The following is a 12,424-nucleotide window of genomic DNA, read 5'->3' as shown; positions in this document are numbered from 1 at the left end:
CTCCTGCGGAACCCGTAGAGAACTTCGATGAAAGGCACGTCAGCATGACCGAAGCTGTGATCGTGGATATCGTCCGCACCGCATCGGGAAAGGGAAAACCGGGTGGCGCGTTATCCGGTGTCCATCCGGCGGATCTGCTGTCGACCGTCTTGTCCGCCGTGATCGACCGGACCGGGATCGACCCGGTACTGGTCGACGATGTGATTGCCGGTTGCGTCGGCCAGGCCGGCGACCAGGCGCTCAACATCGCCCGCACCGCCCTGTTGAACGCCGGTTTCCCGATCACGGTGCCGGGTACGACGGTGGACCGCCAATGCGGATCGAGTCAGCAGGCCGTGCACTTCGCCGCGCAAGGGGTGATCGCGGGGGCCTACGATATCGCGATCGCCTGCGGCGTGGAGTCGATGAGCCGGGTACCGATGGGAACAGCCGTCGGCGACGGGCACCCGCACGGCCCCTTGGCCGGTCGCTTCCCGAGCCTGCCGCACCAGGGCATCGGTGCCGAACTGATCACCTCCCGGTGGGAGTTCGATCGAACTGCCCTGGACGAATTCGCGGCACGTTCGCACCAACGTGCGGCCGAGGCCGGCGCGAACGGGGCTTTCGACACCGAAATCGTGCCCGTCACCCGGCCCGACGGCACACTGCACACGGTCGACGAGACGATCCGTGCCACCACCTCGGCGGCGAAACTCGGCACGCTACCGGCTGCGTTCCGTGACGAAGAGTTCAGCAGGCGCTACCCCGAAATCGCCTGGGCCATCACCCCCGGCAACTCCTCACCGTTGACCGACGGTGCTTCGGCAGCGCTGATCATGAGCGAGGAGACGGCCGCCCGGCTCGATCTGACTCCCCGAGCGCGGCTGCGCCATTTCACGGTCGTCGGCTCCGATCCCGAGATCATGCTGACCGGCCCGATCCCGGCCACCGAAAAGATCCTGGCCCGGTCGGGCCTCGGCATCGACGATATCGACGCCTACGAGGTGAACGAGGCGTTCGCACCGGTTCCGATGGCATGGCAGGCGGCGTTCGATGCCGATCCTGCCAAACTCAACCCCCGGGGTGGCGCCATCGCACTCGGACACCCACTCGGGGCATCCGGAACCCGGCTGATGACCACACTGGTCAACCATCTCGAAGCGACCGGCGGGCGGTTCGGCGTGCAAACCATGTGCGAAGGCGCCGGCATGGCCAACGCCACCCTGATCGAGCGGATCTGAGCAGGGCCGGCGCCGTCCAGGTCTTCGAGCGGTCCGGCCGGCTGCGGGCAACACACAGATAGCCGGCTTCGGCCGGGCACGGCAAGACCGGCAATATGACCGATATCGACTTCTTCGCCGATCGGGCAGACTGAGGCCCGCCGCCGGCGAACGAGCACCGATGCGTGACCGACGCCGGTCGGTTCGCCCGGTGCTGTCTCCGCGACCGCCACGGCAGAGCCCGGGCGTGGATTTCCGCGCCCGTCTCGAAAGAAACCCGTCGATCCGCGTTGAAGGAGAATCCGAGTGCCGCAGTACTTCCTGACCCTGCCCCATGACACCGCCGAGGAACCGACGATGGAATCCATGCAGGATATGGACCCCGCCGAACTCGAAGCGATGATGGCCGCTGTCGAGAAGTTCAACAACGACCTCGTCGCGGCCGACGCGCTGGTCACTGCCGGTGGGCTGCATCCGCCCTCGACCGCCGTCACCGTCGATGCCACCGGCGACGTCCCGTCGCACACCCGGGCGCCCTTCGTCGAGGCCACCGAGTACGTCGGTGGCTTCTGGATCATCAACGCCGACGACGAATCCGCCGCCGTGGCCTGGGCCGAACAAGCCTCCGCCGCACTGGGTTCACGCATCGAGGTCCGCGCACTTCAAGAAGCACCTCAGTAGAGAGGTGATCGTGGCGGCCTTTCCGTCGCCGGCTCAGTTCTCGCGCTCGCGGCACCCTGGTTGTTGCCGGCTTCGGTCAGCAGGATCCGGGTGAGTTCGGCGCGGGAGTTGACTCCGGCCTTCTGGTACATCTTGCGCAAGTGGTAATCGATCGTCCGGGTGCTGAGGAACATCTGTGCCGCGATGTCCCGGTTCGTGTAACCGTCGGCGACGGCTTCGGCGATCCGCGCTTCCTGCGGCGTGAGTCGCACGGCACCGGTGGCAACGCGGGGTTGGATGCGTACGCCGGTGGCGCGCAGTTCTTCTCGGGCGCGATCTGCCCAGCGGTCGGCCCCCAGCATGTGGAAGGTTTCCAGGGCGGCGTTGAGCGGCGCACGGGCTTCGGACTTGCGCCGGTTGCGGCGCAGATACCGGCCGAAAAGCAGTTGTGTTCGCGCCGTCTCGAACGGTTGGTCGGTGTGCTCGTGTAGTGCCAGTGCGCGACGGAAATCGGCTGCCGCGTGTTCGGGCGGGGCGAGTAGTGCGCGGCATCGGGCGGCCGGCGCGCCCAGCTCCGGTGTGCCGGCGGCCTGCGCCCATCGGGTGAACAGTGCCAGTGGTTCGGCGGTCATGTCGACATGGTTCGACTGGACCGCCGCCTCCACCAGGTCGGGCACGTTGACCACGGTGACGCTGAGGTAGGAGCCGCCGGCCGGCGGCCGGAAGTGCAGCAGAGCCTGCTCGGGCCTGCCGGCCGCGAGTTCGAGCAGGCCGAGTGCGCGCTGGACGAGGACGACGATACTGACCATGCCGTGGGCGATCGCGTCGGCCATGACGTGACCGGCGAGCCTACGGGCCGCCTCGTCGTCGCCGCGCAGCGCTGCCAGCATGACCTGGGCGCCGCGAAACGCCAGGTGTGCGTTCCGCTGTCCGGTTTCCTCCGTCAGCCGGCAGCCTTCCTCCGCGAACGCTTCCGCCGAGCGGAAACGCCCGCTCTCCAGGTCGTCCATGACCACTCGCCACAACGCCCAGGACAGGGGCACCGGTGCCCCGAGGCGTCGTGCATGGCGCATCGCGATCCTGCTCAGGTGCCGCCCCCGCTTTCGGTCGCCGAGTTCCCAGATCATCCCGGCGGCCCAGGCTGCCGGACCCGGATCTGTCAGATGCGCTGCCGCGTCCAGGTCGCCGGGCGCCAATCCGGCTTCAATCCCCTTCAGGGTTCGGCAGGTGCCGCGTAGCAGCCGGCCGAGGATCTCCCATACGCCGGTGCCGGTGAGGTCGTGCCGTTCCACCACGTTCGACAACTCCGCCCACGCATCCGCCGCATTGGCGGCGAAGCCGGCCTCCCAGAACCGCATCAGCAGCGGGATCGCCTGGTGCGAGCCCGCTTCCAGCGCGCTGGGCAGGACCGGGCGCAGCATCGCCAGAGCGTCGGCGGGCCGGCCGATGTGCAGTTCCAGAGACGCCCGTAACAGGGTTGCCCGAACGCGGAGGGGCTCGGCCGAACTGTCCAGTTCGAGGCCCTCCAACATCGTCTTGGCCCGGTCGAAATCCCCGCCGTGCCACCACGCCTCCGCGGATTCGAGCCTGCGCCGGGCCCGGCGCAATCCGGGGTCACCCACTTCCATTGCCCGGGCGAGCAGCGCGGCGGTGGTGGCGGAACTCGACCGGGCGGCCCGGCGCGCCGCTTGCTCCAGCTCCCGGGCAACATCCTCGTCACGGCCTTCCACCGCCTGTCCCAGATGCCACGCACGAAGTTCGTCTTCGTCATCTACCACGGCAGCCAGGGCTCGATGGGCATTCCGCCGATCCCCGACTGTGGCCCCGTGATAGACGGCAGAGCGAATCAGCGGGTGCCGGAACACCACCGTCGGCCCGTCCACGGTGACCAGTTCGTCGAGGTCGCCGATCCCTTCGACAGCGGATTCGAGACCGGGATCGAACACAGACGCCGCCCGGCGCAACACGTCCCACCGGAGATGGCCGTCCGCGGCGATCAACAGCATCAGCCGCTGTAGTGGTTCGCTGTGACAACGAACCCGGCGCAGAAACGCCCGCTGCAACTCCTCGACGAGCGGCAGCGGCCCCGGTGGCACACGCGCACCGGCGACCGTGGCCGGGAGTTCGCGGATCGCCAGCGGATTGCCCGCAGTGGCCTCCAGTACTACGTCGCGCTGCGACGGAGTCAATCGCGTACCGACCTGTTCGAGGAGCAGCCGACGTGCCGACGATCGGTCCAGGCCGGTCAACGGCAGGTCCACGGCTCCCGCAAGTTCGAGGCGGTGCCCTTCGCCGGAGCGAGCTGCCAGCACCAGTGCGATCGGCTCGGTGTCCAGTCGCCGTGCCACGAACCCGAGGACGTTGATCGACGCGTCGGCGGCCCAATGTGCGTCGTCCACGAGGCAGAGCAGCGGTTTGTCCGCGGCCAGCTCCGACAGCAGCGACAACGCCGCCAAGCCGACGAGGAATCGGTCCGGCGCAGGTCCATCCGCCAGCCCGAACACCACCCGCAGGGCGGCTGCCTGCGGTTCGGGCAGCCGATCGAGCAGCTCGAGCGCAGGTTTCAGCAGATGGTGCAGGGTCGCGTAGCCGAGGTCGGATTCCCATTCGACGCACGTCACATGTAATACGCGCATCTCTGCGGCAGCGCGGGCAGCATCATCGAGCAATGCGCTCTTGCCGATTCCCGGCTCCCCGTGTACCACAGCGAATCCACCGTTGCCTGCCCGTGCCCGTGCCATCAGTGCCGCCAGTGCACCACGTTCCTTCTGCCTGCCATAGAGGTTCGCCGCGGTGTCCGGCCCCGGCGGTGAGGAGCGCGAGATCGTCATCGGGGTGTGGGTCTCATCATTCTTCGACAGTCGCTGTTCGGGCACAATACCCGGACAACTGCTACCGGGTGGCCGTCGATGGCCTCGGCTACGAGCGCGACTTCCTCAGCTGATTCGGGAGAAAGGGTGCCGGACCGGCCGATGTGCGAAGCCGGTGGGCGGTGCTGTCGAACAGAGCGCGGTGGGCGAGGTAGGCGCTGGTGGTCGCCGCGACGGTCGCGGCCGCCAAGAGCATGTACATGACGACGATCTGATACCGGATCGCGGTCAACGGGTCGACACCGGCGATGATCAGCCCTGTCATCGCCCCGGGAAGGCTGACCAGCCCGACGACTTTGGTCGAATCCACGGCCGGGAGCAGGGCGGTGCGCACCGCGGAGCGGCGGTGCGGAGCGAACGCGGCAGTGGCCGGCATCCCCAGTGCCAGACGGGTTTCGATCGCGGGCCGATGATGGCCCACATCCTCGGCCACCCGCACCAAGGTCAAACCACTGGCTTGCATGGCGGTGGCGATGACCATGCCCGAGATCGGGATGACCACCTCGGCCCGCACCTCCAATACCCCGAACACGATGAGCACGACCAGCACCGGAAGTGACCCGGCGGCGACCGCAGCGGTAGCCAGGATCCGGGCCCGGGGTACGGCACGGCCCCGGCCCCCGGCGACCTGTCCGGCGATCAGCAGCATCACCGCGATCCAGCCGGTCGTCCCCGCGGTGGCGGCATGCGCGAACAACAGCAGCAACACCGCACCCACCGCCGCCAATTGCACAGCGGCCCGGACCGCCGCGGTCACCAGATCGCGGGTCAGGCCCAGCCGCTGATACGCCGCGGTGGCCACCGCGACACCCACCAGTGGCACCGCGGCCGCCACCTGCCACCAGGTCATCGCCGTAGCGTTCACGACCCCACTTCCCTCCAGCGATCGCGGCGGCCGTGGTCGAGGACGATCACCTGGCCCGCGAGCCGGCGGATCTGGGCGGGATCGTGGCTGACCAGCACCACCGTCCCGCCGCCGGTGACGAATTCGGCCAAGAGGTGTTCGACCGCCCGGGTGGCCGTGTCGTCGAGGGCGGCGGTGGGTTCATCGGCCAGCAGCACCTGCGGACCCATCGCCAGTGCCCGGGCCAGGCAGACCCGGGCCGCTTCCCCACCGGACAACCCGCTGGTGGCGCGGCCGAGGAAGCGGGCAGGCAGACCGGCCCTCGCCAGCAGGACCTCGGCGCGGGTTTCGGTGAGGTCCGGGCGGGCCGTGCGCAGTTCGCCGAGCACGGAGTCGGTCAGCAGGATCGGCTGCTGGGCCACCAGCTGGACTCGCCGCCTCAGCGCGAGCACGTCGTGGGCGGTCAGGTCCGTGCCGTCGAGAGTGATGTGGCCGGCATCGGGGTCGTCGAGCCGGATCAGCAACCGTAACAGAGCGGACTTGCCCGCCCCGCTGGCACCGGTGAGCACCGTGCAGACTCCACCCGGAATATCCGCATCCACCTCATCGAGGACCGTGTTTCCACCACGGCGCACACGCACACCGCGGACCTCGTACACCGGCGCGAGCCGAGGGCGCGGCGGACCTGCCACCGGCTCGTCTGCGGCCACACCCCAACTCTAGCGAAACCGTGGTTGCAATTCTTCTCATCCCACTGATACGGTCCGCGGCCTCGCCCTCGCCGACTCCCATCGGGCGCTGTAGGGCAGTGATCCAGGTCAGGGCATGCCACCGTCGGAGCGCAGCGTGGCCCCGGTGGTGAAACTGGACGCGTCCGACGCGAGGAACAACGCGGCACCGACGATTTCCTCCGGGCGTCCCGGACGCTGCAGCGCGTGGGCGGCGAAGGGATTGTCCTCGGGCGCGAGATCCTCCAGCTTCCAGCCGGCGGTGGCCTCGGTCAGATGTGGGCCTGCCATCAAGGTGTTGACCCGCACCGTCGGCCCGAATGCCAGCGCCAACCCCTCCGTCATCGCATTGAGCCCGGCTTTGGCCGCCGCGTACGGGACGATCGACGGCCGCGGCCGGATCGACCCCGAGGAACTGACATTGATGATCGAGCCGCCGCCGGCGGCGACCATTCGCTCCCCCACCAGTACCGACAGCCGGAACGGGCCTTTGAGGTTGAGATTCAGCACGGAATCGAACAGCTTCTCGGTCACCGTGCTCAGCGAATCGTAGACCGGCTGCATACCCGCATTGTTGATCAGCACATCGACTCTGCCGAAACGAGCGTAGGCGGCATCGACCAGACCGTCGAGCTGGTCCCACCGGCCCACATGCGCACTGTAGGGCAGCACGGCCCGTTCGGTTTCCCGCTCGATCTCCGCGGCCGTTGCCGCGCAACTCTCGAAGTTCCGGCTCGCGATCACCAGGTCCGCACCGCACCGCGCGGCCGCGAAGGCCATTTCACGGCCGAGTCCCCGGCTGCCGCCGGTGATCAGTACCACCCGTCCGCTCAGATCGAACAGCCTGTCGGCATAGCCCATGACACCTGCACCTCGAACTCCGGCCGGGAGGCCGGGCTCTTACCGGCCCGACCTCAGATTGGAACTCTCTATTTCAAGAATGCTATTCTTGCCACAGAGATTGCCATACTCTCCAGAGCGTTCACAAGCCAGAGCGTTCACCAGCGATTCGAGAGGCCCATGGGAAGTTCGAGCGTGCCGGTGCAATTACCCGGCCCAGTACGGCAGATCGGCTACGTGGTCACCGATATCGAGGAGCAGATCGGCTCGTGGCTCGGGCTCGGCATAGGTCCCTGGTACGTCCTACGCGGACTGTCCCAGCGGTCGCTCTATCGCGGATCACCCTGCGAAGTGACGGTCACGCTGGCGTTCTCCCACTCGGGACACCTTCAGGTCGAGCTCATTCAGCAGCATGACGACGCCCCGAGTATCTACACCGAGTTCCTCGGCGGCGGAAACGGTGGCTTTCATCAGCTCGCCTGGTGGGCAGACGATTTCGATGCGGCACTCGAATCGATTCACACCGCCGGCCGGCCCGTGGTCTGGTCGGGCGGAGCCCCCGGCGGCGCCCGTTACGCCTACTTCGAACCGCCGTCCGGTCCCGCACCGATCATCGAAGTCAGCGAATACACCCCGGGCACCGCCCAGCTCGCCACGATGGTCCGGAACGCCTGCGAAGAGTGGGACGGCAGGGATCCGATCCGCTCCCTGTGAACAAGCAAGCAGACACGCGTATCTTCATCCGCGTTCACCGCCGGCCGAGAGTTCACATCGGCGGAACCGTTCGACTGTGCCGGTGCGAACCGGTACGCATGCGGCGCTCAGGGCCGCGGATTTGAACGCACGGGCAGCCGCGGTGAGTCGATGCCGCACCGGTATCGCATGTGCCCGGAACTCCCCCGGCCAGCGAGTTCCCCATAATGTCACCTCCTGCGCCAGCGACTTGTCGAGGAGCCGGAGCATTCCCTCGTGGACGCGCGTGTCCGAGGTGAGCAGTCCGGCGTCGACGGCGACAGCCTGTGGTCTGGCTCCGGGCTTCGCGGACGTCAGGCCGAACTCGATATCCACCACGCGCACGCCGAGGATGTCCAGTGGGCGCGTATCGGCGCAGTCGGCGACGAGCACGGTCACATCCCAGCCGGACATCGCCCGGTCGAACAGCCATCCCCCGGCGTCACGCACCACCGTGCCGGCGGTCGGTGCGAGGGCGACCAGTCGCGGCCGCAGTGTTCGCCTTCGGGCCACGCCATTGCCTTCACCCTCGCCCGAGTACACACGCCAGGCATTTCGACCGGCAGGGCCGGCTGACAGATCGACCACGATATTCGCTCCCATGGTAGTGCCGCGCTCGAATTCACCCGGACGGGTATCCGCCCGGTCATTCGGCAGGTGACCGGCCCGTAGCAGGGCCGGTCTGTTCCGCCAGCCGGCGACGCTCGGCCCGGCGGATCCGCTGCCGCACCGGGTCCGCAACCGGGGCGGCGAGCAACAGGCGCTGCGTATACGGGTGGTCCGGGGTCGAGGTGACGACCCGGGCAGGACCTGTCTCCACGATGTCGCCCCGGTACAGCACAGTGACACGATGGCTGATGTGCCGGATCACCGCCAGGTCGTGGGAGATGAACAGGTAGGACACACCGGTCCGCCGCTGTATTCCGTCGAGCAGCTCGAGGACCCGGGCCTGAGTGCTGAGGTCCAGCGCCGACACCGGCTCGTCGCAGACTATGAGTTTCGGCTCGGGAGCCAGCGCCCGGGCGATGGCGATCCGCTGGCGCTGGCCGCCGCTGAACTCCCGGGGTAGCCGAGCGGCAGAATTACCGGGTAAGCCGACCTGATCGAGCAGTTCGGCTATTCGCGACCGCGCGATCGCCGGCGCGATTCCCTGTACCACCAGCGGTTCGCTCAGGATCTCACCGATCGTGAGGGAAGGGTTGAGCGAGCTGTAGGGGTCTTGGAACACCACCTGGATATCGCGGGCCAGCTCCCGGCGGCGTCTTCCCTTCACATGCGTGATGTCTGCGCCACCGAACCGGATGGTACCGGCGTTCGCGGCGGCCAGCCCGAGCACGGAGCGGCCGATTGTCGACTTGCCGGAACCGGATTCGCCCACGAGTCCCAATGTTTCGCCGACACCGACCGTCAGCGAAACACCGTGCAGCACCTCCACCGGCCGCGCCCGCAGACCGCGGCCCGGATAGGTGACGCGCAGATCGTTCACTTCCAGCAACGAGCTCATCGCACCGTCTCCCTGATCGCTGTGGCCTCGTCCCCCGGTTCACTGCCGGGCTGTTCGCCGCGCACTACGGTGTCGTCGAGAATGGAGTCGAGCAGCGTCCGGGTGTATTCGTGCCGCGGACCGGCGAACAGCTCCGGTGTGGTCCCGGTTTCGACGATCGCACCCCGCTGCATCACCGCCACGCGATCGCACAGATCCGCCACAACCCCGAAGTTGTGCGTTACCAGCAATACCGACATATTCAAACGCTGCCGCAGGTCGTGGAGTAGATCGAGGATCTCGGCCTGAACGGTGACGTCCAGCGCCGTGGTCGGCTCGTCGGCGATGAGCACCCGCGGCCGTGCGGCCACGGCACCGGCGATGAGGACCCGCTGTGCCATACCACCCGAGATCTGGTGCGGATAGGAATCGAAAGTCCGTTCGGGGTCGGTGATTCCCACCTGGTCGAGCATCGACAGCACCCGGCGCCGCGCATCCCGCCGCGGCATCGGCGTGGCCGCTCGCACGGATTCCACGAGTTGCGCTCCGACCGTGAAAGACGGGTCCAGATTGCTCATCGGCTCCTGCGGGATATAGGCGATCGTGCGTCCGCGGAGTTCCCGCAGTTCCCGCTCCCGCAACCCGAGCAGTTCGCGCCCGTCCAGCTCGATGGAACCGCTGGTCACCACGGCGTCGCCGGGAAGGACACCCAGCACGGCGAACGCGGTTTGCGTTTTACCGGAACCGGATTCACCGACCAGGCCGAGTGTCTCTCCTTCCCGCAGGTCGAAACTGAGATCGCTGACCACCTCACGCAACTCGCCGCTCGGTGTCGGATAGGAGATGCTCAGGTTCCGCACCGCCAGCACCCCGCCGGACCCGTCGGCCGCCGAGGGACGTGCCGTCGGCCCGGGCGCCGCGGTGAGCCGGGGTGGCCGGGGTTTCGTACTGCCTTCGAGGGTGTCACGGAGCGCGTTGCCGAACAGGACCAGCGCCGAGGTGATCACCCCGAGAAGAACGCTGGGCCAGACCAACTGCACCGGTTCGACGTACATGTTGGCGAATCCCTCGGCGATCATCGCCCCGAAGCTCGGGGTGGTACTGGAGCCCACTCCGAGGAAGGCGAGTCCGGCTTGCACGTTGATAGCGGTGGCGGCCAGGAAAGCGGAGGCGATGATCACCGGCCCACGCACCCGGAACAGGATGTGCCTCGCCAGGATCCGGTGGTCCGGTAGCCCGGACACCCGTGCGGCATCGATGAAGAGCTCGTTCTTCACTCCCAGCACCTGGTTACGCACGATCCGGTAGATGCCCGGCGACAGTATGACGCCGAGTATCGCCATACTGGCCCGATAGTCGCCGTGGGTGACCGGCATCAGGATGATCAGCAACAGGAGTCCGGGAAACGTCATGAACAGGTTGAACACCCATTCCGTGGCCCCGCGGACGCGGTCGCCGAAGTATCCGCCTACGAGCCCGAAGGTTATACCTATGGCAAGTGCGATCCCCGGCGCGATGAGCGCGGAAACCACGCTGGTATTGATCGAATGGAGAAGTCGCGCAAGAACATCGCGGCCGTCCTTGTCGCCGCCGAGTAAATAGCCCGGGCTACCGGGGTCGGCATTGATGGCGTCGAGCGACGCGACGTTCGGCTCATGCGCGGCCAGTACCGAGCCGATCACTCCCGCCAGCACAATGACCAGCAGCAACCCGGCGGTGACAACTGCTTGCGGATCCCGCGAAAGTCTGCGCAGTACGGAGGTCCGTTCGACGGTATCGGGCGAGGCGGCAATCTCCGGACCGGAGAACTTCGTGCTCAATGGATCCTCGCTTTCGGGTTGAGCCAGCCGTTCAACAGATCGGCGACGAGATTGACCCCCACGACCAGCACGACCACGAAGGTCGTCACGCCCATGATGACCGGCACGTCACCCTGGAGTGAGGCGTTGAAGGCATAGCTGCCGTACCCGGGGAGGGCGAAGATGTTCTCGATGATGAGAGCGCCGCCCACCATGGTGATGAATTCGAGGGACAGAACCGTCAGCGCGGGCCCGACCGCGTTGCGCAGGGCATGCCGGAGCACGATCGATCGCATCGGCAACCCCCGTGTCCGCAGGGTGCGGATGTAGTCCTTGCGCAATTCGTCGATCATCGCGCCACGCACCTGCGCGGTGAGGCCGGCTATCCCGGCCACCGTCAGCGCCATCACGGGGATCGCGATGGTGCTCGCCCACCGCGCGGGATCGTCGCCGAAGCGCGCGAAACCGGTAGCCGGAAACCAGCGCAGCCAGATGGCGAGCACGTACACCAGAACGATGGCCAGCAACAGGTTCGGCACCAGCAGGCCGGTCATCGAGATTCCTTGGGTGATCCGGTCGAGCGCACCACCCCGGGTGGCTGCCAGCACCCCGAGGGTCAGGCTCACGACCGCGGTGAAGAACAGGGCGACCACCACGATGGACAGCGTGACACCCAACCGCGCGGTGACCGCGGATTCGACCGGTTCACTGCTGAAATAGGAGACGCCGAAGTCACCACGCACAGCGTGCAGCAGCCAGTCGCCGTACTGCACCGGCAGCGGCCGGTCCAGCCCCATCGCGGCCTTGCGCGCCTCGATGGTCTCCGGGGTGGCGGCCGGACCGAGCAGGCTCGCCACGACGTCATCGAAGGTCAGGCTCAGCATCGAGAACGTGATCATCGTGACGAGCAACGCCAGCACAACACCGGCGGCGAGGCGACGCCCGGCATATCCGATCATCGTGGGGCCTCGTTCCCGGCGGGGCGCCGTCCGGCCACAGCTGGTGCGGGGCGACGAACGAAAGAGGAGCAGGTGGTTCCCGCGTTCCGAGCAGCGAGGGAAGGCACGAGCAACCGTGGACTGGGCGGTTGATCAAACATATGGGGCGAACTTCCTTGTTCTGCGATGTGGGTCCATTACGCGGCCGGAGACCCCCGTCACACAAGGAGTTGCCGTGTGTTGCCGCGCCTGGGCAGTGCACCGGACAGACGTCCAGCTCCTGGGCCACGTGCCCACCCGCGCCGTACGGCAACTCGCGGCAACTGGTTGC

Annotated in this window: 11 protein-coding genes; 3 read left to right on the top strand and 8 right to left on the bottom strand. The window is 67.5% G+C overall.

The window, feature by feature from the left end:
- The first annotated feature begins 44 nt into the window (after positions 1-44).
- Positions 45-1,220 (top strand): thiolase family protein, encoded by a 1,176-nt coding sequence (locus tag ACQEVO_RS09295; RefSeq protein ID WP_432910990.1) that lies wholly within the window; start codon positions 45-47, stop codon positions 1,218-1,220.
- Between the two features lie 285 nt (positions 1,221-1,505).
- A complete protein-coding gene (locus ACQEVO_RS09290) occupies positions 1,506-1,880 on the top strand; it encodes a YciI family protein (protein ID WP_432910988.1) in 375 nt (124 codons plus the stop codon).
- On the opposite strand, the gene ACQEVO_RS09285 is transcribed toward ACQEVO_RS09290, so the two are convergent.
- The 4 genes from ACQEVO_RS09285 to ACQEVO_RS09270 all read right to left on the bottom strand — a co-directional run bounded on the left by ACQEVO_RS09285 (position 1,874) and on the right by ACQEVO_RS09270 (position 7,162).
- Positions 1,874-4,690, bottom strand: coding sequence for an AAA family ATPase (locus ACQEVO_RS09285; RefSeq protein ID WP_432910986.1), 2,817 nt, complete (start codon positions 4,688-4,690; stop codon positions 1,874-1,876). The genes ACQEVO_RS09290 and ACQEVO_RS09285 overlap by 7 nt on opposite strands.
- A gap of 88 nt (positions 4,691-4,778) precedes the next feature.
- Positions 4,779-5,579 carry an ABC transporter permease gene (locus tag ACQEVO_RS09280; protein WP_432910983.1) on the bottom strand — a complete coding sequence of 267 codons (801 nt, stop codon included), beginning with the start codon at positions 5,577-5,579 and terminating at the stop codon, positions 4,779-4,781.
- Between the two features lie 11 nt (positions 5,580-5,590).
- Positions 5,591-6,283 carry an ABC transporter ATP-binding protein gene (locus tag ACQEVO_RS09275; protein ID WP_432910981.1) on the bottom strand — a complete coding sequence of 231 codons (693 nt, stop codon included), beginning with the start codon at positions 6,281-6,283 and terminating at the stop codon, positions 5,591-5,593.
- Between the two features lie 108 nt (positions 6,284-6,391).
- Positions 6,392-7,162 carry an SDR family NAD(P)-dependent oxidoreductase gene (locus ACQEVO_RS09270; RefSeq protein WP_432910978.1) on the bottom strand — a complete coding sequence of 257 codons (771 nt, stop codon included), beginning with the start codon at positions 7,160-7,162 and terminating at the stop codon, positions 6,392-6,394.
- 159 nt (positions 7,163-7,321) lie between these two features.
- Here ACQEVO_RS09270 and ACQEVO_RS09265 point away from each other — a divergent pair, with 159 nt between their 5' ends.
- Positions 7,322-7,855, top strand: coding sequence for a VOC family protein (locus tag ACQEVO_RS09265; protein WP_432910975.1), 534 nt, complete (start codon positions 7,322-7,324; stop codon positions 7,853-7,855).
- 24 nt (positions 7,856-7,879) lie between these two features.
- Here ACQEVO_RS09265 and ACQEVO_RS09260 read toward each other — a convergent pair whose 3' ends face one another.
- The 4 genes from ACQEVO_RS09260 to ACQEVO_RS09245 form a co-directional block, all read right to left on the bottom strand.
- Positions 7,880-8,386 (bottom strand): hypothetical protein, encoded by a 507-nt coding sequence (locus ACQEVO_RS09260; protein WP_432910973.1) that lies wholly within the window; start codon positions 8,384-8,386, stop codon positions 7,880-7,882.
- A 133-nt stretch (positions 8,387-8,519) separates the two neighbouring features.
- Positions 8,520-9,377, bottom strand: coding sequence for an ATP-binding cassette domain-containing protein (locus ACQEVO_RS09255; RefSeq protein ID WP_432910972.1), 858 nt, complete (start codon positions 9,375-9,377; stop codon positions 8,520-8,522).
- Complete coding sequence (locus ACQEVO_RS09250) at positions 9,374-11,176, bottom strand: dipeptide/oligopeptide/nickel ABC transporter permease/ATP-binding protein (RefSeq protein WP_432910969.1); 1,803 nt, start codon at positions 11,174-11,176, stop codon at positions 9,374-9,376. The genes ACQEVO_RS09255 and ACQEVO_RS09250 overlap by 4 nt, the downstream gene beginning before the upstream one ends.
- Complete coding sequence (locus ACQEVO_RS09245) at positions 11,173-12,114, bottom strand: ABC transporter permease (RefSeq protein WP_432910967.1); 942 nt, start codon at positions 12,112-12,114, stop codon at positions 11,173-11,175. The genes ACQEVO_RS09250 and ACQEVO_RS09245 overlap by 4 nt, the downstream gene beginning before the upstream one ends.
- Positions 12,115-12,424 lie beyond the last annotated feature (310 nt).

The sequence above is a fragment of the Nocardia sp. CA-290969 genome (assembly GCF_050936135.1).
In the GTDB taxonomy this organism is placed as follows: Bacteria; Actinomycetota; Actinomycetes; order Mycobacteriales; family Mycobacteriaceae; genus Nocardia.
The sequence above is the reverse complement of the archived record's forward strand: the minus strand, read 5'-3'. Positions and strand labels throughout refer to the sequence as shown.